Below are 19,772 nucleotides of genomic sequence, written 5' to 3'. Positions count from 1 at the left end.
AGGAAGCCATGACTGTCTTCATCGCCCTGCTGCGTGCCGTCAATGTTGGCGGCACGGGAATGCTGTCCATGGCCGATCTCAAGGCGCTCTGTGAGGAGATCGGCTTTCAGGATGTGCGCACCTATATCCAGAGCGGCAATGTGGTCTTCCGTGCCGGCGAAGATGAGGCGACGGTGCGGGCTCGAATGGAACAGGCGCTGGCGGACAAGATGGGCAAGTCTCCGGGCGTGATCCTGCGCAGCCGAGAAGTTTTGGAAAGGGTGGCGGAACATTCACCTTTCCCTCACGCCAAGCCGAACTACCTGCTGGTGACCTTCCTGCAGGATCCGGCTCCGGAGGATGCACTCACCAAGCTCGTCGCACCCGGCGGCGAGGAAGTGCATATCGCCGGCCGCGAAATCTACGTGCACTACCCCGATGGCTCGGGCCGCTCGAAACTGAAGCTGCCGGCGCTGAAGGCGGGAACGTCGAGAAATCTCAATACGGTGCGCAAGCTTGCGGAGATGGCGCGGGAGCTGGAAAGCGGCTAAGGACGCGTCACGAGAGTTGCATAATCTCTGCTTCCGAAGAAGATGTTGGTGACGCGCACGCGTTCCTCTTCGACAATATAGAGAATGACGACGCTGCGCTCGAAGACGGCCATCCTTATTCCAGCACCGAGATCGGGGCACGCAACGCCACCGAAAGACGCATCGCCGATTTTTGCACATCTGCCCCGGATACGCTTGATATAGGCGAGCGCTGTATCTCTGCTTTTGCTTTGGTCCAGCACGTAGCTGAAGATCGGCTTTGGCCGTTTCGCGAAATACGACGGAGTATCGCTTCATGCGGTTACTGTTTTTCCGCAGCCAGCGTCTCGATCCAGTTGTCGATATCCTGCATGCTCAGATCTGGTCTGGGATCATCGAGCGATGTTTTCACTCTCTGTCTGATCGCTGCGATCCGTTGCTGATATTCCTCCTCTTCCCGCAGCCAAACCCTCACGGCGGCGCGCAGCACCTCGCTCGTGGAAGCATAACTGCCCGCATCGACGCGCGCCTTGATGGCAGCAACCATTTCACTGGGGAGCGAAATGCTCAGTTTCTCGTTCATCGCAAAGTCCTCACGCCTGGTGGGAGAAAGTAGGATGATTTCCTACTCGGAGCAAGCGCCTTGCGCCGCCTCCCTGTCGGCCCTACCTTAGGAGGATGAGCTCTCCTCTTCACGATGATACCGCGCTTCGGGCGCCGACGGTCGCCTTCGACAACAGCTACGCGCGCCTGCCGCCGCAGTTTTTCGCAGACCAGGTGCCGACGCCGGTTGCCGCGCCGCAGCTGATCAAGTTCAACGAGGTGCTGGCACGGGAACTCGGACTGGATGTGGAGGCGCTGAAGCAAAATGCTGCGGCAATCTTTTCCGGCAACGAGCTGCTGCCGGGATCGCAGCCGATCGCCATGGCCTATGCCGGCCACCAGTTCGGCAATTTCGTGCCGCAGCTCGGCGATGGCAGGGCGATCCTCCTCGGTGAAGTCAAGGATTGCCACGGCAGACGCCGTGATATCCAACTCAAGGGTCCAGGACCGACGCCCTTCTCCCGCCGGGGTGACGGACGCGCGGCACTCGGCCCGGTTTTGCGCGAGTACATCGTCAGCGAAGCGATGCACGCGCTCGGCATTCCGACGACGCGGGCGCTTGCGGCCGTGACGACCGGAGAGCCGGTCTATCGCGAGGAGGTGCTGCCGGGTGCCATTTTCACGCGTGTGGCGGCAAGCCATATCCGCGTTGGCACTTTTCAGTTCTTTGCGGCGCGCGGCGATACGGATAGCCTGAAGATCATGGCGGACTATGTCATCGGTCGGCACTATCCGGACATCGGCGACCGTGCAAATCCATACCTTGCACTGCTGGAAGCCGTGGCCGACCGGCAGGCGGCGCTGATCGCGCGCTGGCTGCATGTCGGCTTCATCCACGGCGTGATGAACACCGACAATATGACCGTATCGGGCGAGACGATCGATTTCGGTCCCTGTGCCTTCATGGATGCCTATGATCCGGCGACCGTCTTCTCGTCCATCGACCGCAACGGGCGCTATGCCTATGCCAACCAGCCGGCCATCGGCCAATGGAATCTGGCGCGCCTAGGCGAGACGCTGATTCCGCTGATCGACCCCTCCGTCGATACGGCGATCGAGCTGGCAAATGTCGTCATCAAGGCCTATGGCGAGCGCTTTCAGACCTATTGGCTTGCCGGCATGCGCGCCAAGATCGGCCTCCTAAACGAGGAAGAGGGCGATCTCGAGCTGATCCAGTCGTTGCTGGCGGCGATGCAGCAGCAGGGCGCTGATTTTACCCTCACCTTCCGCCGACTTGCGGCTCTCGCCGCGGGCAAGGAGGTGACCGATTTCGCCGCCGCGTTCAACGACCCGCAAGCAGCGGCACCTTGGCTGGAACGCTGGCGCGAGCGGCTTGCTCGCGATCCGCGGACGCCGGCAGCGCGGGCGGCGGCGATGCGCAAGGTCAATCCGGCCTTCATTCCCCGCAATCACCGAATCGAACAGGCCATCGAAACTGCTGTCGAGGATGGTGATTTCTCGTTGTTCGAGGCTCTGCTGAAGGTACTCGCGGCACCTTACGAGGATCAGCCAGCCTTTGCGCCCTATGCCGAGCCGCCATTGCCGGCGGAACGGGTGCTACAGACCTTCTGCGGCACCTGAGGAAGCTTGAGCGCATAAGCCCCGGACAGGCTTGCGGAGTCATGGTCCGCCAATCCTTGGGGAGATATGACGATGAAAGTGCACAGCAGCACCCAGAACTACTTCAGTGCGCCAATCCGCAGCTCGCAGAGCAGCGACAGCGACAGCGACGACAGCACGCCGTTCTCGCTGCCTGGCGATAGCGACGGCCAGCAGGACGATTCGCAAGGGCCTTCCATCTCGTCCAGCGGCGTCCCCTCCTCCATTTCATCCGGCCTGTGGCTCAGCCAGTACGGCAGCGCGTCGTCGTCGACATCGGACGGTGGCAGCGATCAGAACAGCGCGACGGCGTCGAGCGGAAGCAGCTCGGCATCGTCAAGCGAGCAGTCCGATCAGGATATTCTCGACGAGTTTGCCAAATGGGCGAATATGACGCCTGCCCAGAAGATCCGGGCGCAATATCTGGAGGCGCATGGCCTGACGGAAGATTCCTTCAAGTCCCTACCAGCCGACCAGCAGAAGGCGATCAACGACCAGATCGCGGATGAGATCAAGCAGAAGCTCGGCGCCGGCAATCGCGATAGTGACAGCGACCAGGAGACGGACAGCGCGGCGTCGGCATTGGCGCTCGTCTGAGTAAACTGCCAGGTTACATGAAGACGATACGAACCTGATTCACATCTCGCTCATATCATCTTGTTTTTATTATCAATATTTCTCTATTGCCCGACCATGCCGACGACGATGTTGCCGACCTCGGCAAAAACTGCCTCGACGTCCTTTGCAGGTGCTGTCGCCTCGGCAACAAAGGTCGTGACCAGGATTGCCCCCCGATCCGGTGGCCAGATCACAGCGATATCGGCATAGGAACCATTATTGCCCGTGCCGGTCTTGTCGCCGACCTTCCACTCCTTCGGCAGGCCCGCGCGCAGGCGGTTGTTGCCGGTGGTGTTGGCGACCAGCCAGTTGACCAGCTGATCCCTTGACGTCTCCGAGAGCGTGTTGCCAAGCGTCAGGAGACCGATGCTATCGAGCATGGCATCCGGCGTTGTGGTGTCGCGCGGGTCATCCTTGACGGCCTGATTGACATCGGGCTCGTTGCGGTCGAGGCGGGTTTCGGTGTCGCCTGTTGTGCGCAGCCAAGAGGTCAGCGCCGCCGGGCCACCGAAGCTTTCGAGCAACAGATTGCCTGCGGTATTGTCGCTGAGCGTAACCGCAGCATTGCAAAGTTCGGCAATGGTCATGCCATCGCCGTCGGCGTGCTTTTCTGTTTCCGGCGAATAGGTGACGACCTTGTCCTTGCCATAGGTGACACGACGGTCGAGCTTTTCCGTACCCTGATCGACACGCGCCAAGACGAAGCCGGCAGCGAGCGCCTTGTAGGTGCTGCACAGGGGAAAACGCTCCTCTTCGCGATGGCCGAGGGAAATGTTGGTTTCGGTGTCGAGCACAGAGACGCCGAGGCGCCCGCCGGTCCTCTTTTCCAGATCGGCAAGCTGCTTGTCGACATCATCCGACAGCTGCGAATTGTCCTGCGTCCCGCTGTCGCCCTGCGGGCTCTGACCGCTGGCACCGGGCATTGCCGAATTGTCCGTCGCAGGAGGCGTCTGGGGCGCCGCACTATCTTGTGCAAAGAGCGTGGCGGGGCCGAGCGTCAGGGCGGGAAGAAGCAGCGCCGAACCTGCCATGAGGCGGCGGCGGGTGAGCAATGTGGGCATATTGAGGGCCTCCAGCAGAATCGGCAGGTCTTGGGCTATGCGAGGAATATGGCGAGCCTCTGACCTTACCGATTGCTAGCGGATTCTATGCCGCCTTGTCGACGGTAACTTCGATCGTGACGTGGGAGAGCTCGTGGATCTCGGCAAGCCGCGCCTTGTAGAAGGACGGATCACGCGAGACAGGCGTTGCGACCGCGACGATCGCGGCATGATGCCCCGGGCCGACCTGCCACACATGCAGATCGGTGATACGGTCCTCATCCGTCTCGATCGCCTCGCGAATCTCCTCGGGCAGATCTTCACCGTGCGGAATGAAATCGAGGAGAACGGCGCCCGAGGCACGCAGCAGGCTCCACGCCCATTGCAGGATCACCAGACCGCCGACGATGCCCATGATCGGATCGAGGAAGGTCCAGCCGAAGCGGCTGCCGAGCAGCAGGGCGACAATGGCAAGAACCGAGGTCATCGCATCGGCGATGACATGGACATAGACGGAGCGCAGATTGTTATCCCTGCCACCTTTTTCGCCATGGTCGTGATGATGACCGTCGTCGTGATCGTGGTGATGGTTATGATCATGAGTGTGGCCATGGCTGTGCCCGTGGCCGGCATGGCCGTGGTGATGATGGCTGTGATCGTCGCGCAGCAACCAGGCGCTGACGAGATTGACGACGAGGCCGACAACGGCAATTGCGATGGCCTCGCGGAAATTGATCGCCACCGGATCGAGCAATCTCAAAATGCTCTCCCAGCCCATGATCAGCGCGATCAAGGCAAGCACTATGGCGCTGGCAAAGCCTGCGAGATCGCCGAATTTGCCGGTGCCGAAGGTGAAGCGCGCATTGTGCGCATGCCGGCGGGCATAGAGATAGGCAAGCGCCGAGATCAGCATTGCGCTGACATGGGTCGACATATGCCAGCCATCCGCGAGCAGCGCCATCGAACCATAAATCGTGCCCGCACCGATCTCGATCACCATCATGACGGCAGTCAGCGCGATGACGAGCCAGATGCGGCGTTCGTTGCGCTGATGATCGGAGCCCAGGAAGACGTGGCTATGGCCCATTTCGGAGGAAATACTCATGACATTACTCTCTCTTTGAACGCCTGAAACCATAAAACGCGTCGCGATCTTTCAGATGCACTCCTGGCGTTTTATGTCTTCGATTTTTCGCATGTCGTTATCGCAAAACCGCCGCACACTTTTGCGCGACATGCTTTGGTCACCGCAGATAGGTCTTTAGCACGTCGGCTATCTCATCGACCGCCTGCCGGCGAGCCTCTTCGCTTTCGGCATGCAGCACATGCTCATGCAAATGGTCTTCCAAAACCTCCCCGGTCAGCCCTGTGAGGGCGCCGCGAATGGAGGCAAGCAGCTGCAGGATTTCTCCACAGGGACGTTCTCCCTCGAGCGCGCGCTCCACCGCTTCCATCTGCCCCTTGAGACGGCGGACGCGGGAGAGAAGCTTGGCTTGCTGACGAACGGTATGGGACATCGTGGCCTCGATTTATAATATAGGGGAGTATACTATTTGTGACGATGAATTGGAAGCCACTTTTTTGTGGCGACGACCGGACGATGGTCCAGCCAGCGGAATATTCCAGCCGATTGCCACGGCTACTCGGCCTTGCAATTTCCACGAATGGCCTCATATATTGCTCTAGAGACTAGAGGTATTGGAGGTCATGTATGCTGACGATCGGCGATCTATCCAAGCGGACCGGCGTGAAAGTGCCGACGATCCGTTATTATGAGCAGATGGGGCTGATCTCGGAGCCAGAGCGCAGCGAAGGCAACCAGCGGCGCTATTCCAAGACGGATCTGGAGCGACTTGCCTTCATCCGCCATGGCCGCGACCTCGGCCTGACCATCGATGCCATCAAGGAATTGATCTCCCTCAGCCAGCATCCGGACCGTCCCTGTGTCGGCGCAGACCGCATCGCCAAGGAGCATCTGGAGGATGTGCGCATCAAGATCGCGCAGCTGAAGCGGCTGGAGCATGAGCTGGAGCGTATCGTCTCGCATTGCGACGGCCACAGCATCGAAGACTGCTATGTGATCCGTGCACTTTCCGATCACGGACTATGCGAGCACGAGCACTGAGCCCCCATTGACAAATGCACTGAACCGGATCATTGATGCGCCCATGATCACGAACGCGCTCCATATTTGCTCGTATTTTTGGCTGTACCTGTAACGGGCGGCCAAGACAGATCATATTGTCAACAAGCCGCCGTCAGGCGGCTTTGTTGTATCGGCAGCGTCCTGACGGCTCATAAAAAACAAGGACGCAGATTGCCATGCTAGACGACAGCGACATCTCACTTCTCCGCCCGCCAGTGCTGACCATCCGCAATGCACAGCCGCGCGACCTGCCCGAACTTAACGACATGATCCGGCTGCTGGCTGCCCATCATGGCGACCCCTCGGGCACCACGCCCGAGCAGCTCGAGCGCGATCTCTTCGGCCCGGTGCCGTGGATCACGGCGCTCGTTGCCGAAGGTGAACATGGGCTGCTCGGCTACGCCATCCTCGTGCCGCTCTACAAGGCGCAGGAAGGCCAGCGCGGCATGGATCTGCACCATCTCTTCGTGCGCGACGGTCATCGTGGTCATGGCGTCGGACAGCATCTCGTCGACCGCGCCCGGGATATCGCCCGCAAGGCGGGCTGCAGCTACCTTTCGGTCGGTGCCGCAACGGGCAATTTCCAGGCCCATCGCTTCTACGAAAACATGGATTTCAAGCCGCGCCCGGTCACCGGCATGCGCTATCTGCAGGCTCTCGCCTGATGCCGGCCTTTAACAGGATCGTCATTGAATGCTCTGATCTTTAGAGCGTTTCCGCGTTTCCGCTTTTGCGCCCTGAAGCGCCTTAGCGATCGATGGCGATCCCGCGGCCTGCAAAGAACCTCTCGAACATCTCCAGCGGCATTTCCGCATTCTCGCGCGTCGCATCGATGTGACCGGAGGGATTGTGGAAGCGGATATTCTTTCCGTCGACGGCCGTCACCAGCACGAGATGGCCGCCCTTGGTCGGCGGCTCGGTCTCGGGCCAACGGATGGAGTGATGGACGGACGCAATGAAAAACTCCGACTGCGTGAGAATATCGGCGATATCGGCGACGGAAATCCCGGTGACAACCCGGGCATTCAGATCAAAGCGGTCCTTAACGAAGGGAACGAACGGCGCATAGATCAAGCCCTTGATCCGGCCATCCGCCTCCTCGACGTAGCCACCATAATCCCGGCACCCCATGGCAAGATCCATGATCGGCACCGCTTTGCCGGTACGGGCGGCAAGCACCATCTTCAGGCAGGCCATGCCGCAGAGATTGCCGGCCCAGCGCGCATAGTCCTCGACGCTGCCAGCACCGGAGGACGCCCAGAGGGGATCCCGGAGCAAAGCCGCCTGCGCACCCTCTGCCACGACTGCCAGCGTCATGTCAGGCGTTTCCCACTGGCTGAAATAAGGAACCTTTTGCGTCACCCTTGCGTCCACGACCGCCCTCTCCCGTTGCCGAATCCCATAGCTGTAAGCTTGATGGAAAATGCGCTAGAAAAATGGCTATCGGCCTAAGCCTGCAACTGGAGATGCGCCTTGGAACAGCGATTCACATTCGATGGTGTCGCCAGTCTCTACAACACATCGCGCCCGCTTTATCCCGATGCGCTGTTTACTGACGTCATCCGTTTCGTCGGCCTGGAACCCAAGGATAAGGTCCTTGAGATCGGATGCGGCACTGGACAGGCAACCGAGAGCTTTGCCCGCCGCGGCCTTTCCATTCTGGCGCTCGATCCCGGCGCAGAGCTGATTGCGGTTGCAAGCGAAAGACTGGCGGGATTTCCGCAGGTGCGGCTTCAGCAAACCACCTTCGAAGCATGGCCGGGCGAGCCGGAAAGTTTCAAACTCATAGCGGCCGCACAATCCTTCCATTGGGTTTCCCCGGAACTGCGCTTCGCCAAGACGGCCGCCCTCCTCGCACCGGGAGGAGCACTCGCGGTCTTCGGCAATGTGCCGATGAGGCCTGAGCAGCCGCTTGCGGGACAGTTCGCCGAGATCCATGCCCATTATGCGCCGCAGCTTTTAGGCCCGCCCGTCGAGGCATGGTATCTGCCTGATGGTCCCTTTGCTGCGGAGCTACAGCAGTCCGACCATTTCGAAATGCCGGTCCATCACAGCTATCACTGGAACCGATCACACACGGCACAAAGCTACACCGACCTTTTGCGCACGCTCTCAAGCTACCGGCTCTTGACAGAGGATCAGCGGCAAGCACTGCTTTCCGGGCTCGCCGATGCCATCAACGCGCATGGCGGCGAGTTCGAGCTGCATTATGAAACACATCTCTATCTCGCCAAGCGTTCCGGCGCGGCTTGAACCACTTGCGGCTTATTTTGCCGGAAGCGCCTTCAAATAAGCTGTGATGGCCTCGCGGTCGGTTGCCGGCAGGTGGGCGATATTTTGCTGGACCTCAGCCATCGAGCCGCCGGCGGAGTCATAGTCTGGGGTAAAGCCGGTTTCGAGGTAATTGGCGATGTCGCCGGCGCTCCAGCCGCCGATTGCCTTGGAGCCGGGTGTGATATCCGGGATCTGGCCCTTGCCTTCCGGATTGGGTGCGCCGGCCAACCATTGGCCGCTCACAAAGCCGCCGAGGCTGTCACGCGGGGTGTGACACTCGCCGCAATGCCCCGGCCCTTCCACCAGATACTGCCCGCGCTTGATCTTGTCGTCGGCACTGGCAAGCACGACGCGCGGCTGATCGTTGAGATAAAGGAACTTCCAGCCGCCAAGCGCCAGCCGGATGTTGAAGGGAAAGGGCAGCTCATGCGGAGGCGCGACGTTATTGCTCTTCGGCAGCGTCTTCAGGAAGCCCCAGAGATCGTTGATGTCCTTATCGCTCATGCGGGCATAGGAGCCATAGGGAAAAGACGGATAGAGATGTTCGCCTTGTCTGCCGACACCGCGCTTCATCGCGTTGCCGAAATCGGCAAGTGACCAGCTGCCAAGCCCCGCCTTCTCATCCGGCGTGATATTGGGGACATGGAAGGTGCCGAAGGGACTGGTCAGCGCCAAGCCGCCCGAAAGCACCAGCTTGGCTTCGCCCTGGGCGCCGGGTGCCGCATGACAGCTCGTGCAGCCGCCGGCCCAGAAGACCATCTCGCCATTCTTGACATCGGGATCGCCGAGATTGGCCCAATGGCTCGCGGGCAAGGGCGACGGCGCGGTGATGACATAGAATGCGCCACCGCCGAGAATGATCACGCCGAATAGGCAAAGCAACCACCGGACAAAGCGCGCCATCACAACTACCCCCTAGCTCTAAACCCATAAAGCTCCGCATCAGCGACGAAACCGATGCGGATACCAAAATCGATTTCTAGAACCTTGCCGCCTTTCTTCGAAACGTGAAAAGGCTCCATGCTTTTGCCCTTACGCAATGCCGGACGGAAAACCGCTGCGCACTTTTCCTGGAATTGCTCTAGACGAGGCCGACCTACCGCTTAGTCCTTCTTGATGCGGTAGGCCTGATGACAGGCGCCACAGCTGCCGCCAAGGGTTTTCAGCGTCGCGCCGACGCCGGCCTTGTCGGCGGGCAGCTGGGCAAGCGCCGTCTCAGCATCGGTGGAAAGCTTGGCGGCATGCGCCTTGAAGTCATCGAGATTGTCCCAGATCTTCGGATTGACCTCGGCATCGGACTTGTCGCTCTGCGGGTTGAACTGATCGGGGAAGGCCTTGGCGGTTTCGGCGATCGTGGTCAAAGACGCCTTGACGATATCGGCATCATAGGGCTTGTCGCCCTTGGCAATCGCGCCGAGAGCCCCCGTGGCGCCGCCGATCTTCTTCATCATACCGATGCGGGAGTCGTGCGTGCCGTCGGCTGCGACGACCGAACCCAGTGCGACGCCGGCCAGGGCCGTCGCTATCACAATCGCTTTCCACTTCATTTCGTTCTCCTACCTCTTCGCAAATGGTGAGGACCGCTTGCGCGGCCGGCATGATTACGGCGACATGTTTGCCGGTTTCCTCTCCGGCAATGAAGTCACAAAGTGGTGAGAGCCAAGTGAAATCAGTGTCATGCTGCCGACACACTCATTCGCCGCGTCAACCCTCACGCCATCTTCAAACCCTCCCAGACCGTAAATATGGAGACGGCGACCAGCAGCAGCCCGGCTGCACGGCCGGCAAAGGCGGTTGCCTTGGGATTGGCGACCAGCAGGTCGCGGCTGCGCCCGGCAGTGACGGCAAGAGCTCCATAGACGGCAAATTGCGTCGCGATGGTCATGGCTCCCATGATGACCGCCTGTATCCACATCGGGCCGTAGTCCGGCTTCAGGAATTGCGGGTACACGGCAAAGATGAAGAGATAGGCCTTGGGATTGATGAGGCAAGTGACCGCGCCCTGCCGGAAAGCTTTCCAGGCGGAACGGCTGCCAGCTGGCCCCTCGCCTCCCACGGTAATCGAACTGCGCATCAGCGTGTAGCCGATGAAGGCCATATAGGCACCACCGATCACAAGCAGCGGATTGAAGAGAACGGGCACGAAGTGCATCAGCAAGCCGATGCCGACAGCACCGTTCAACGAATGCACCGCGCCGCCGACCATGATGCCGCCCGTCGCGGCAAGGCCGCGATTGCTGCCGCCGGTCAGGGAATTGGCGAGCACGAACAGCATGTCCATGCCCGGCACGATGATGATGCCTAAGAGAAGAATGAAGAAAAGCCAGAGATTTTCTGCGTAGACCATGTCAGTTGCCTATCGATCTCTCCATGAAATCCGGAGAGGAAATGGTTGATTTTCAAGCGAATAGGCGATCTTATAAAGAGATCCAACTGACGGGGTATTGTCAGTAGCCTTCATCTTTGGGGCAAGAAATGCGCAAGGCGTCACGCCTGTTCGAGATCATCCAGATCCTGCGGCTGGCCAAAAAGCCGGTGACGGGCGCCGATATCGCCGCCCGGCTGGAGGTGACGGTGCGCTCCGTCTATCGCGATATCGCCGCGCTGCAGGCGATGCGGGTGCCGATCGAGGGCGAGCGCGGCATCGGCTACATCTTGCGGCCTGGCTTCGACCTGCCGCCGCTGATGTTTTCCATCGAGGAAATGGAGGCGATCGTGTTGTCGCTGGCGCTGCTGGAGCGCACAGGAGATGCGGAGCTGAAGCAAGCGGCCAAGCGCGTCACCGCCAAGATCGCCGGTGCCGTGCCGCCGCCGCTGCGCCAGACCCTGGATGCCAATGCGCTGCATGCCTGGGGCTTTGCGGCACCTTCGGCTTCGGCCATCGATCTTTCGCTGGTGCGCCGCGCCATTCGCGACGAGGAAAAGCTCGACCTTGCCTATCGTGACGAACTCGGCCGCGCCACCGAGCGCATCATCCGGCCGATCGCGCTGATCTATTATTCCGAAACCGCCAACATCGTCGCCTGGTGCGAGCTGCGTCAGGCGATCCGCAATTTCCGCAGCGACCGGATCGAGGACTGCCAGCCGACCGGGCTCTGGTTCAAGGGCGAAGGCGATGGCCTGCGTCAAATCTGGGTGAATGGCTGGCAGATAAACAGCTCAGCCGCCGCCGGCTGAGATGCTATAGATCGCAGAGACGATGACGAGTTAAAGGATCATCCCGCCCGAGACTTCGATGCGCTGGCCGTTGACCCAGCGATTGTCGTCCGACAGCAGCGAGGCGATCATCGGGCCGATATCGTCGGGCAGGCCGGCTCGACCGAGCGCCGTCATGGAAGCGACCATCCTGTTGACCTCCGGATTGTCGCGAACGATGCCGCCGCTGAAATCCGTCTGGATCGCGCCGGGCGCTACGGTGTTTACGGCGATGCCGCGAGCGCCGAGCTCCCTGGCGAGATAGCGCGTCAGAACTTCAACCGCACCCTTCATCGACGCATAGGCGGATGAGCCCGGATTGCTGAAGCGGGCAAGGCCGGAGGAGACATTGACGATACGGCCACCGTCATTGATGTGCGGCAGCAGCTTCTGCGTCAGGAAGAACACGCCCTTGAGATGGACGTTGTAGAGCTTGTCGAACTCGGCTTCCGTCGTCTCCGCAATGGAAGCGTGATAGGAGGTGCCGGCGTTGTTGACGAGGAAATCGAAGCGATCACGGCCCCATACTTGCTGCAGCGAGCGACCGACCTCGGCAACGAACGCGCCGAAGGATGCAACATCGCCGGCGTCGAGCTGCAAGGCAACCGCCTTTTGGCCGAGCGCTTCGATCTCGGCTACGGCGCTATCGGCTTCTGCCTTATTTGCATTGTAGGTCAGGATGACATCGCCGCCGCGTCGGGCGAGATGAATGGCGGCATTGCGCCCGAGCCCGCGGCTGCCGCCGGTGATGATTGCGATCTTCGCCTTTGATTTATCGGTATTTTCCATTGTCATTGCCGTTCTCCAGGGAATGCTTGATGACCGGAATCTACGCTCGCCAAGGCATTTCCTTGAATGCCGGAACTCTCGAATTTCTTGCCTATTCCTCCAAGTGCCTTGTCGGGTCGCAGCGCACTGCTATGATGAGAGCAAGCACATCCAGCCTTGGAGATCGGTCATGTCATCAGCCCTGAAAGAGGCGATCACCCAATTCATCGAGGCCAGCGATGGCGGCGAGAACGGGCTGTATTCGACCGGCATCGATGGACTGCATATCATGCGCTCGACAGAACTGAAGATGCCGCATGCGATGGTCTACCGGCCGGCACTCTGCGTCATCGTGCAGGGCGCAAAGCAATTGATGCTGAACGAGAGGGTGATCGACTATGCCGAGATGCAGGCCCTCATCATCAGCATAGAATTGCCCGCAGCCGGCAAGGTGGTTCAGGCAAGCGAGGAGAAGCCTTACATGGCGATCTCGCTCGAATTCGATGTCGGAATGCTGCGCGAGGTGATGGAGCAGCTCGACAAGCCGCCAAAGCCGACGGGCAGCGCAAGGCTCGGCATCTTCGTCGAGGATCTCAGCGACCAACTCGCCGATTGCCTTGTACGGTTGACGCGCCTGCTTGCGACCCCAGGCGCCATTCCGGTGCTCTATCCGGCGATCATGCGGGAAATCTGCTTCTGGCTGCTGACCGGCCCGAATAGCGGCGAGGTGTGCAAGCTGGTGCTGCCGGATGGCCAGACGCGGCGCATTGCCGATGCCATTCGCCTGCTGCGCGACAATTTCGCTGAAACGGTGCGCATCGAGCAACTGGCGGCCGCCGCGCGCATGAGCCCCTCCTCCTTCCATCAGCATTTCAAGACACTGACCTCGATGACCCCGCTACAATATCAGAAGCAGATGCGGCTGCTCGAAGCGCGTCGCCTGATGGTCGCAGGCCATGCGAATGTCGAGAGCGCTGCTTATCAGGTGGGCTATGAAAGTGCCTCGCAATTCAGCCGCGAATATGCCCGCATGTTCGGCACGCCGCCGAAGAGGGACGTCACCGAGATGCGGATGGCGGCGGAGTGAGCCTCAGCGCAGCGCTAGCGTTCTATCTGTCTCGCGCCCGAAACCAGTGACCTCGAGCCGGTCATCGTAGACGGAGACGATCGAATAGGCACTGGTGTCTTCCGTATCCACCATGCCCATGAAATTGACGAAATAGGTACCGTCCGACACCCCGAAATTGCCAGCGTGATTGTGGCCGTTAAGGTAAGCGATGATATGGTCGTGCTCGGCCAGAAGCGAAAGCATGCGGTCGCTGTCGAGCGCGTTATGCGGATTATCCGGGAAGACCGGGTAGTGATTCATGACGACGACCTTTTCGCCCGCCGCCTTTGCCTCCCGAAGCTTCGCGGCAAGCCAGTCGAATTGCGCATCGCTGATGGCTGCGTTCCAACGCTGGCCGTTCGTCGCGCCCGAATCCCCCAGACGCTTCATCAACGCCTTCGCCTCCTGCCGGCGCGGGTCGTCTTCGGGCGGGGCGAAGACGCTGATCTCATTGCCATCGAGCGCGATGAAGCGATAGCCGGAATGGCTGAAATCGTAATAGGCGGACGGCATGCCCACACGGGCGGATACGCTGCCGAGATGTTCCGGCGCCACGGCGAAATCGTGATTGCCGAGGAGGAAATGCTTAGCGTGACGCAAAGCCTCGTAGACCGGCAGAATGACATCGAAGCTCTTCCATTGGCGGTCGATGATGTCGCCGAGGGTCACCACGAAGGCGAGATCGTGCCGATTGAACTCCTCAATTGCATCGCGAAGCTTGTCGAGGCTTTTCGCCGGATAGCGATTGAGGGTCAGGTTAGGCTCAAGATCGGCATATTGCGGATCGGCGATGACACCAAAACGGAAGAGCGGTGCTGATGGCATTCAGCCTCCTTGGGCAGTCTCCTGGGGCCGCCATACGGCACACGGATAATCAATAAGGGCCGGTAGATAAGAAAACACCCGACGCCGAAAAGACGCCGGGTGCGAAAGCCAGCCTATGCGGCAAACCTTACTTCGTAGCGGCTTCGTAGCGCTCCAGGACATAGTCCCAGTTGATCAGGCTGTCGATGAAGGCTTCGAGGTACTTCGGACGCAGGTTGCGATAATCGATGTAGTAGGAGTGTTCCCAAACGTCGACGCCGAGGATCGGATCTGCGCCATGAACGAGCGGGTTTTCGCCGTTCGGGGTCTTGGAGATTTCGAGTTTGCCGTTCTTGACGGAAACCCATGCCCAGCCCGAGCCGAACTGAGTGGCGCCGGCAGCGGCGAAATCGGCCTTGAACTTGTCATAGCCGCCGAGATCGGAAGCGAAGGCTGCTTCGAGCTTGCCCGGCAGCTTGTTGCCGCCGCCGCCCTTCTTCATCCACTTCCAGAAATGGATGTGGTTGTAGTGCTGGGCTGCATTGTTGAAGAGGCCTGCATTGGTGCCGAAGGACTTCTTCACGATCTCTTCGAGCGACAGATCGGCAAGACCTGCTTCCGCAGCGAGCTTGTTGCCGTTGTCGACGTAAGCCTTGTGGTGCTTGTCGTGGTGATACTCGAGGGTCTCACGCGACATGAAAGGCGAAAGGGCGTCGTAATCGTAGGGAAGTGCAGGCAATTCGAAAGCCATGGTCATATCTCCTCTTGGCAAAAAATTGCGGTCGGCAGGTGAACCGGAACATAGGAGCGGTCGCCTGGAAGAGCAACCGGCGACATGCCAAAAAAGTTGCACGCGGGAGCAAAAATTGCCCTATTTTTCAATTGATTATAGCCTCGACTTAGAAACTAACCCTCTTGCATATGATGACGCCTGGATAGATGGTGAAGCCCAGCGCCGAAATGTCGACAAAGCACCTTGTCGAGGCTAGGTTCGCGGACCTTCTGCCATTGCGAGAAATCCCCGTGACGATAACCTGCCTGCACACCGCCGAGAGCAACATTGCCGTCTATGAAGCCGCGGCCAAAGCGCTGGGGCTGCCCGGCGGCATGCTGCGTCATCATGTCCGCGCCGACCTTCTTCTCGCCGCCGAAAAGGTGGGGCGACTGACGGATGAGATATCGACGGAAACGGCCGCCCTTCTCTGGCATCTGGCAGAGGATGCGGATGCCGTCGTGCTCAACTGCTCGACGCTCGGCCCGGCCGTTTCGAAGGTTGCCGGCGGCGCGACCGCGCCGATCATCAGGGCGGACGCGGCGCTGGCCGAGGAAGCCACCAAGGCCGGCGGCAAGGTCATTGTGCTGTGTACGGTCGAAACGACTATCGTACCGACGACAGCTCTCTTCGAAGCAGCGGCGAAGGCAACAGGAGCCGAAATCGAGGTTCGACTGGTGCCGGGCGCATGGGCGCATTTTCGCGCAGGCGAGCTGTCGGCCTATCTTGCCTCCATTGCTGATGCGGTTAGCGCAGCCAATAGCGAAGGTCCCGTTACGATCGCCTTCGCGCAGGCTTCCATGACGGACTCGGCACGCCTTCTTCCGGAAGGTCATCCGCAACCGATAACCGGCCCCGCAACGGCGCTTGCAGCGGCAGTGGCGGCGATCACGGCTGGCTGAGTGAAACTTTGTTTAAGCAATTCCGGGCGGAAAACCGCGGCGCATTTTTCCTGGCATTGGTCTACAAATTCCGTCCGAAATAGACGTTCACCTCAGCGATCCGGTCGCCGGCAAAGCGGATCAGCTCGACATTGCGAAAGCTGCCGCCATCTATCTTCTCGGCACGATAGCCAATGATCACATCATCGCCGTCGGCGACCAGATGTTCGATATGAATGTCGCGAAAAACCTTCTCCTTCGGCCAGCAATGCTCGAAGTACCGTTTCTTATCAATATGATCGTCGCGCGGACTGGAAAAGGTGAAATCCGGGGTCAGCATCGGATCGACGATATCGGGATGCTGCGCCAGATAAGCGGCAAAGAGACGCTTGACCGTGTCGCAGCGGGCATTTTCGAGAGAGTTCATGATGTGCCTCCTCCCTTGCAGACGCACAATATTTCTGCTGGTACGCCAAGACCGATTGCAAAATACAATCAGAAAATAACATGAGGCAGCCGAACCAACAAGGCGCTTTGCGGACTTGGCATCGCCATCCGTGTGGTCCACACTCAGCGCTACCCCCAACCAGCAGGAAGCCATCGCAGTGTCCGAGGCTCATCACCACATGTTGGAAAAGCTGCGCCGCCTGGCGGCAAAGGATAATCGCCCGACGGTCTCGCCGAGCGGCATCGGTAGCTATTCCACGCTCTTCACCTTCGTCACGCGCGAACGCGAGCGCATTGCCAGCTCGGCCTTTTCACAGGTTTCAATCGTCGCCATCCTCGAAGGTTCCAAGGAAATCGTCAGCATGGGGCGACAGCGGCATTTTGCGGCCGGTACGGTGCTCGTGCTGCCGGCCGGCTGGAGCGGCGATGTCGTCAACGATCCAGACCCGCAGACCGGAGCCTATCGGGCGATTTTCATTACCTTTCCCGAGGATTTGACGCGGCGGGCGGCGAAAGCCTTTCCGCCCACACAAATCGCGTCACAGGCGGACTTGCCGCTCGATCCGCTGCTGGCAGCGGCCATCAACCATGCGGGCGAAGGCATTGCCGCCGGCGGTCTGCCGATCCCGCTGATCGAGCACAGGCTCCTTGAGATACTGATGGTGCTCGGGATGCGCGGCGCCCTGCCCGGCTCGCCCGAGACAACCGCCGAGGCGGTGCGCGCACTGGTGCGGTGGCAGCCGGATCGCCCCTGGACGGCCGATCTCATCGCCAGCGAGCTCGGCACCAGCAATGCGACGCTGCGTCGGCGGTTGTCCCGCGAGGGCGCCTCCCTGCGGGACGTGCTTGCGAGCGAGCGCGTGGCGCTGGCGACAACGTTGCTCAGCGAAGACGGACTTTCGCTACGGGAAGCCGCCCTAGCCACGGGCTATCGCTCGCCACGCCGCTTCGCCGATCGACTTCGCAGCGCGTGAGCGTTTGAGACTGCATTTTGAGCGTTTGCGTGCGCCGACGCTCGGCACGAATTTGTTAGACCCTGCCCTCGAAGGCTCACAGGAGCCGCAACACGAAAGGGCAACATCATGAAAACCATGCTCAAAGTTCTGAACGCCACCATCATCGCCGCAGCCATCGCCACGCCGGCGCTATCGGCCGACCTCAAGGTGACGTTTGCCAAGAGCAACGGCCGGATGCTGCTGCCGGAAAACGCCTCCTGCATTTCGACATCATCAGACAAATCGGCGCCCGGACCAAACAAGAGCCTGGGCGTCTCATGGTCGAAGGGGCCGAAGGGCACGCGTTCCTACGCGCTGACCATGGTCGACCCCGACGTTCCCACGGACTTCTCGCTGTTCAACAAGGCCGACAAGACCATCCCCAAGGATTTCAAGCGGATGGAATTCGTCCATTGGGTACTGGCCGACATCCCGGCCTCGCGCACCAGCCTCGCCGAAGGTGCGGACGGAAACGGCGCCTCCTCCGGCGGCCTGCCGCTTGAGCGCACCGCCTATGGGCGGCGCGGCCAGAACGGTGCCGGTGGCGGCAACTTGAAGGATGGGCCGCATGGCGGTTATATGGGCGCCTGCCCGCCCTGGAACGACGAGCGCATCCACAGCTACCACGTCACCGTCTATGCGCTCGATGTCGACCGACTGAACCTTCCCGACCTGTTCACCCGCGCCGACCTCATCGCCGCGGCAAAGGGTCATGTCCTGGCGTCAGGCAGCCAGGCATTGTTTTACACATTGAATGCAAAGGCCGAGAAATGACCGAGACGAGATGGGATGCAGCCGCACCGGCAGAGCCGGAAACCGCGCATTGGATGCGGAACCTGATCATCTGCCTCCTCGGCTCGTTCACGACGATCGTGGCAATGACGCTGCTGCTCCCTTTTCTGCCGCTCTATGTCGAGGAACTCGGCGTCAGCGACAAGGCCGCGATCGTGCAATGGTCCGGCATCGCCTATGGCGCCACCTTTTTTGCCGCCGCTTTCGTCGCGCCGCTCTGGGGGCGGCTCGGCGATATCTACGGCCGCAAGCTGATGCTGATCCGCGCGAGCTTGGGCATGACGATCGCGATCTCGCTGATGGGCATGGCCGGAAACGTCTGGGAACTGGTGGCGCTGCGTCTGTTCACCGGTCTTGCAGGCGGCTACGCCTCGGGATCGATGGTGCTGGTGGCCGCACAGACGCCGAAGCATCGCTCCGCCTGGGCGCTCGGCACGCTGTCGGCCGGCATCATGGCCGGCAATCTCGTCGGACCGCTGATCGGCGGCGCGCTGCCGCCTGTTATCGGTATTCGCGGCACCTTCCTGCTGGCCGGCGGCGTGATCTTCTTCACCTTCCTGGCGACGACCTTCCTGATCAAGGAGGAGAAATCCACGGCTCGGAAGAAGGCGGCGAAGGCAAGCGGCAGCTGGGCTTCCATTTCGAACAAGCGCCCGGTCATCGCCATGCTGTCGCTCGGCCTGCTGTTGATGCTCGCCAATATGTCGATCGAGCCGATCATAACAGTCTATGTCGCGCAGTTCGTCAGCGACGCCAACGTGACGATGGTCTCGGGCGTCGTTATGGCCGCCGCCGCACTCGGCAGCATCCTGTCATCCTCCTGGCTCGGCAAGCTCGCCGACCGCATCGGCTACTGGAGCGTCATCACCGCAGCTCTTGCGGTTGCGGCGCTGCTGTTGATCCCGCAGGCTTTCGTGACCTCGGCCTGGCAATTGATCGCACTGCGCTTCCTGATGGGGGTGGCGCTCGGCGGGCTGTTGCCCTGCATCACGGCTGTGATCCGGCATAACGTGCCGGATGCGGCGACGGGCAGCATTCTAGGTCTTTCCATCTCGTCGCAATATGTCGGTCAGGTGGCAGGGCCTGTCATGGGCGGCTTTGTCGGCGGCCATATCGGCATGCCCGCGGTGTTTCTCGGAACTTGCGTGCTGCTGGCGCTCGGAGCGGTGTATTGTTGGTGGGTCAGCCCGAAGAAGGAAGCGGAGTAGCCCGCTCGGCATC

24 protein-coding genes are annotated in these 19,772 nt (G+C 60.4%); 12 read left to right on the top strand and 12 right to left on the bottom strand.

Annotated features, from left to right (window positions below):
- Positions 1–8 precede the first annotated feature (8 nt).
- Positions 9–530 carry a DUF1697 domain-containing protein gene (locus GA0061100_RS06925; RefSeq protein ID WP_075852027.1) on the top strand — a complete coding sequence of 174 codons (522 nt, stop codon included), beginning with the start codon at positions 9–11 and terminating at the stop codon, positions 528–530.
- Between the two features lie 301 nt (positions 531–831).
- Here the strand turns inward: GA0061100_RS06925 and GA0061100_RS06915 are convergent, their stop codons facing one another.
- Positions 832–1,092 carry a ribbon-helix-helix domain-containing protein gene (locus tag GA0061100_RS06915; RefSeq protein ID WP_075852026.1) on the bottom strand — a complete coding sequence of 87 codons (261 nt, stop codon included), beginning with the start codon at positions 1,090–1,092 and terminating at the stop codon, positions 832–834.
- Positions 1,093–1,187: 95 nt separating this feature from the next.
- Between GA0061100_RS06915 and GA0061100_RS06910 the strand changes: the two genes are divergently transcribed.
- Positions 1,188–2,693, top strand: coding sequence for a protein adenylyltransferase SelO (locus GA0061100_RS06910; RefSeq protein ID WP_075852025.1), 1,506 nt, complete (start codon positions 1,188–1,190; stop codon positions 2,691–2,693).
- A gap of 72 nt (positions 2,694–2,765) precedes the next feature.
- Complete coding sequence (locus GA0061100_RS06905; RefSeq protein WP_075852024.1) at positions 2,766–3,308, top strand: hypothetical protein; 543 nt, start codon at positions 2,766–2,768, stop codon at positions 3,306–3,308.
- A gap of 83 nt (positions 3,309–3,391) precedes the next feature.
- On the opposite strand, the gene bla is transcribed toward GA0061100_RS06905, so the two are convergent.
- The 3 genes from bla to dmeR form a co-directional block, all read right to left on the bottom strand.
- Positions 3,392–4,390, bottom strand: coding sequence for a class A beta-lactamase (gene bla / locus GA0061100_RS06900; RefSeq protein WP_075852023.1), 999 nt, complete (start codon positions 4,388–4,390; stop codon positions 3,392–3,394).
- A gap of 85 nt (positions 4,391–4,475) precedes the next feature.
- Positions 4,476–5,474: a CDF family Co(II)/Ni(II) efflux transporter DmeF gene (dmeF, locus tag GA0061100_RS06895; RefSeq protein WP_075852022.1), complete on the bottom strand. Its 999-nt coding sequence runs from the start codon at positions 5,472–5,474 to the stop codon at positions 4,476–4,478.
- Positions 5,475–5,613: 139 nt separating this feature from the next.
- On the bottom strand, positions 5,614–5,886 hold the full coding sequence (dmeR, locus tag GA0061100_RS06890; RefSeq protein ID WP_075852021.1) for a Ni(II)/Co(II)-sensing transcriptional repressor DmeR: 273 nt from the start codon (positions 5,884–5,886) through the stop codon (positions 5,614–5,616).
- 194 nt (positions 5,887–6,080) lie between these two features.
- Here dmeR and GA0061100_RS06885 point away from each other — a divergent pair, with 194 nt between their 5' ends.
- Positions 6,081–6,494, top strand: coding sequence for a MerR family transcriptional regulator (locus GA0061100_RS06885; RefSeq protein ID WP_047627497.1), 414 nt, complete (start codon positions 6,081–6,083; stop codon positions 6,492–6,494).
- A gap of 197 nt (positions 6,495–6,691) precedes the next feature.
- Positions 6,692–7,180, top strand: coding sequence for a GNAT family N-acetyltransferase (locus GA0061100_RS06880; protein WP_075852020.1), 489 nt, complete (start codon positions 6,692–6,694; stop codon positions 7,178–7,180).
- A gap of 82 nt (positions 7,181–7,262) precedes the next feature.
- On the opposite strand, the gene GA0061100_RS06875 is transcribed toward GA0061100_RS06880, so the two are convergent.
- Positions 7,263–7,889: a C39 family peptidase gene (locus GA0061100_RS06875; protein ID WP_280173811.1), complete on the bottom strand. Its 627-nt coding sequence runs from the start codon at positions 7,887–7,889 to the stop codon at positions 7,263–7,265.
- A 99-nt stretch (positions 7,890–7,988) separates the two neighbouring features.
- Here GA0061100_RS06875 and GA0061100_RS06870 point away from each other — a divergent pair, with 99 nt between their 5' ends.
- Complete coding sequence (locus GA0061100_RS06870; protein ID WP_075852018.1) at positions 7,989–8,768, top strand: class I SAM-dependent methyltransferase; 780 nt, start codon at positions 7,989–7,991, stop codon at positions 8,766–8,768.
- Between the two features lie 12 nt (positions 8,769–8,780).
- Here GA0061100_RS06870 and GA0061100_RS06865 read toward each other — a convergent pair whose 3' ends face one another.
- From GA0061100_RS06865 to GA0061100_RS06855, 3 genes are all read right to left on the bottom strand, one after another.
- On the bottom strand, positions 8,781–9,695 hold the full coding sequence (locus GA0061100_RS06865; RefSeq protein ID WP_075852017.1) for a c-type cytochrome: 915 nt from the start codon (positions 9,693–9,695) through the stop codon (positions 8,781–8,783).
- A 197-nt stretch (positions 9,696–9,892) separates the two neighbouring features.
- The gene (locus GA0061100_RS06860) at positions 9,893–10,336 is read right to left on the bottom strand and encodes a c-type cytochrome (protein WP_075852016.1); all 444 of its coding nucleotides are present in this window, start codon (positions 10,334–10,336) and stop codon (positions 9,893–9,895) included.
- Between the two features lie 164 nt (positions 10,337–10,500).
- Positions 10,501–11,136, bottom strand: a complete 636-nt coding sequence (locus tag GA0061100_RS06855) for a LysE family translocator (protein WP_075852015.1) — start codon at positions 11,134–11,136, stop codon at positions 10,501–10,503.
- A 128-nt stretch (positions 11,137–11,264) separates the two neighbouring features.
- Here GA0061100_RS06855 and GA0061100_RS06850 point away from each other — a divergent pair, with 128 nt between their 5' ends.
- Positions 11,265–11,966 (top strand): helix-turn-helix transcriptional regulator, encoded by a 702-nt coding sequence (locus tag GA0061100_RS06850; RefSeq protein WP_075852014.1) that lies wholly within the window; start codon positions 11,265–11,267, stop codon positions 11,964–11,966.
- Between the two features lie 30 nt (positions 11,967–11,996).
- Here GA0061100_RS06850 and GA0061100_RS06845 read toward each other — a convergent pair whose 3' ends face one another.
- Entirely contained in the window at positions 11,997–12,779 is a 783-nt protein-coding gene (locus tag GA0061100_RS06845; RefSeq protein ID WP_075852013.1) for an SDR family NAD(P)-dependent oxidoreductase, read from the bottom strand.
- A gap of 163 nt (positions 12,780–12,942) precedes the next feature.
- Here GA0061100_RS06845 and GA0061100_RS06840 point away from each other — a divergent pair, with 163 nt between their 5' ends.
- Entirely contained in the window at positions 12,943–13,839 is an 897-nt protein-coding gene (locus GA0061100_RS06840; protein WP_075852012.1) for an AraC family transcriptional regulator, read from the top strand.
- A gap of 3 nt (positions 13,840–13,842) precedes the next feature.
- Here GA0061100_RS06840 and GA0061100_RS06835 read toward each other — a convergent pair whose 3' ends face one another.
- Both GA0061100_RS06835 and GA0061100_RS06830 read right to left on the bottom strand, forming a co-directional pair.
- Positions 13,843–14,685: a metallophosphoesterase gene (locus GA0061100_RS06835; RefSeq protein ID WP_075852011.1), complete on the bottom strand. Its 843-nt coding sequence runs from the start codon at positions 14,683–14,685 to the stop codon at positions 13,843–13,845.
- Between the two features lie 127 nt (positions 14,686–14,812).
- Entirely contained in the window at positions 14,813–15,415 is a 603-nt protein-coding gene (locus GA0061100_RS06830) for a superoxide dismutase (protein WP_075852010.1), read from the bottom strand.
- Positions 15,416–15,687: 272 nt separating this feature from the next.
- Here GA0061100_RS06830 and GA0061100_RS06825 point away from each other — a divergent pair, with 272 nt between their 5' ends.
- On the top strand, positions 15,688–16,338 hold the full coding sequence (locus tag GA0061100_RS06825; protein ID WP_075852608.1) for an aspartate/glutamate racemase family protein: 651 nt from the start codon (positions 15,688–15,690) through the stop codon (positions 16,336–16,338).
- 61 nt (positions 16,339–16,399) lie between these two features.
- On the opposite strand, the gene GA0061100_RS06820 is transcribed toward GA0061100_RS06825, so the two are convergent.
- Entirely contained in the window at positions 16,400–16,744 is a 345-nt protein-coding gene (locus tag GA0061100_RS06820; RefSeq protein WP_075852009.1) for a nuclear transport factor 2 family protein, read from the bottom strand.
- A 178-nt stretch (positions 16,745–16,922) separates the two neighbouring features.
- Here GA0061100_RS06820 and GA0061100_RS06815 point away from each other — a divergent pair, with 178 nt between their 5' ends.
- The 3 genes from GA0061100_RS06815 (at position 16,923) to GA0061100_RS06805 (ending at position 19,759) form a co-directional block, all read left to right on the top strand.
- Positions 16,923–17,738 (top strand): helix-turn-helix domain-containing protein, encoded by an 816-nt coding sequence (locus GA0061100_RS06815; protein WP_075852008.1) that lies wholly within the window; start codon positions 16,923–16,925, stop codon positions 17,736–17,738.
- Between the two features lie 108 nt (positions 17,739–17,846).
- Entirely contained in the window at positions 17,847–18,533 is a 687-nt protein-coding gene (locus GA0061100_RS06810; RefSeq protein ID WP_075852007.1) for a YbhB/YbcL family Raf kinase inhibitor-like protein, read from the top strand.
- Entirely contained in the window at positions 18,530–19,759 is a 1,230-nt protein-coding gene (locus GA0061100_RS06805) for an MFS transporter (protein ID WP_075852006.1), read from the top strand. Before GA0061100_RS06810 ends, GA0061100_RS06805 begins: the two co-directional genes overlap by 4 nt.
- Positions 19,760–19,772 lie beyond the last annotated feature (13 nt).

This window comes from Martinezella hainanensis (genome assembly GCF_900094555.1).
Lineage (GTDB): Bacteria > Pseudomonadota > Alphaproteobacteria > Rhizobiales > Rhizobiaceae > Rhizobium > Rhizobium hainanense.
Note: the sequence above shows the minus strand (reverse complement) of the source record. Positions and strands in the feature narration are given on the sequence as shown.

Bases quoted from the DNA above. Each gene is read 5' to 3' on its own strand.
- GA0061100_RS06840 (WP_075852012.1), top strand. From the start codon at position 12,943: ATGTCATCAGCCCTGAAAGAGGCGATCACCCAATTCATCGAGGCCAGC.
- bla (WP_075852023.1), bottom strand. From the start codon at position 4,390: ATGCCCACATTGCTCACCCGCCGCCGCCTCATGGCAGGTTCGGCGCTG.
- GA0061100_RS06805 (WP_075852006.1), top strand. From the start codon at position 18,530: ATGACCGAGACGAGATGGGATGCAGCCGCACCGGCAGAGCCGGAAACC.
- GA0061100_RS06830 (WP_075852010.1), bottom strand. From the start codon at position 15,415: ATGGCTTTCGAATTGCCTGCACTTCCCTACGATTACGACGCCCTTTCG.
- dmeF (WP_075852022.1), bottom strand. From the start codon at position 5,474: ATGAGTATTTCCTCCGAAATGGGCCATAGCCACGTCTTCCTGGGCTCC.
- GA0061100_RS06855 (WP_075852015.1), bottom strand. From the start codon at position 11,136: ATGGTCTACGCAGAAAATCTCTGGCTTTTCTTCATTCTTCTCTTAGGC.
- GA0061100_RS06850 (WP_075852014.1), top strand. From the start codon at position 11,265: ATGCGCAAGGCGTCACGCCTGTTCGAGATCATCCAGATCCTGCGGCTG.
- GA0061100_RS06905 (WP_075852024.1), top strand. From the start codon at position 2,766: ATGAAAGTGCACAGCAGCACCCAGAACTACTTCAGTGCGCCAATCCGC.
- GA0061100_RS06880 (WP_075852020.1), top strand. From the start codon at position 6,692: ATGCTAGACGACAGCGACATCTCACTTCTCCGCCCGCCAGTGCTGACC.
- dmeR (WP_075852021.1), bottom strand. From the start codon at position 5,886: ATGTCCCATACCGTTCGTCAGCAAGCCAAGCTTCTCTCCCGCGTCCGC.
- GA0061100_RS06860 (WP_075852016.1), bottom strand. From the start codon at position 10,336: ATGAAGTGGAAAGCGATTGTGATAGCGACGGCCCTGGCCGGCGTCGCA.
- GA0061100_RS06845 (WP_075852013.1), bottom strand. From the start codon at position 12,779: ATGACAATGGAAAATACCGATAAATCAAAGGCGAAGATCGCAATCATC.
- GA0061100_RS06810 (WP_075852007.1), top strand. From the start codon at position 17,847: ATGAAAACCATGCTCAAAGTTCTGAACGCCACCATCATCGCCGCAGCC.
- GA0061100_RS06835 (WP_075852011.1), bottom strand. From the start codon at position 14,685: ATGCCATCAGCACCGCTCTTCCGTTTTGGTGTCATCGCCGATCCGCAA.
- GA0061100_RS06885 (WP_047627497.1), top strand. From the start codon at position 6,081: ATGCTGACGATCGGCGATCTATCCAAGCGGACCGGCGTGAAAGTGCCG.
- GA0061100_RS06915 (WP_075852026.1), bottom strand. From the start codon at position 1,092: ATGAACGAGAAACTGAGCATTTCGCTCCCCAGTGAAATGGTTGCTGCC.
- GA0061100_RS06925 (WP_075852027.1), top strand. From the start codon at position 9: ATGACTGTCTTCATCGCCCTGCTGCGTGCCGTCAATGTTGGCGGCACG.
- GA0061100_RS06820 (WP_075852009.1), bottom strand. From the start codon at position 16,744: ATGAACTCTCTCGAAAATGCCCGCTGCGACACGGTCAAGCGTCTCTTT.
- GA0061100_RS06910 (WP_075852025.1), top strand. From the start codon at position 1,188: ATGAGCTCTCCTCTTCACGATGATACCGCGCTTCGGGCGCCGACGGTC.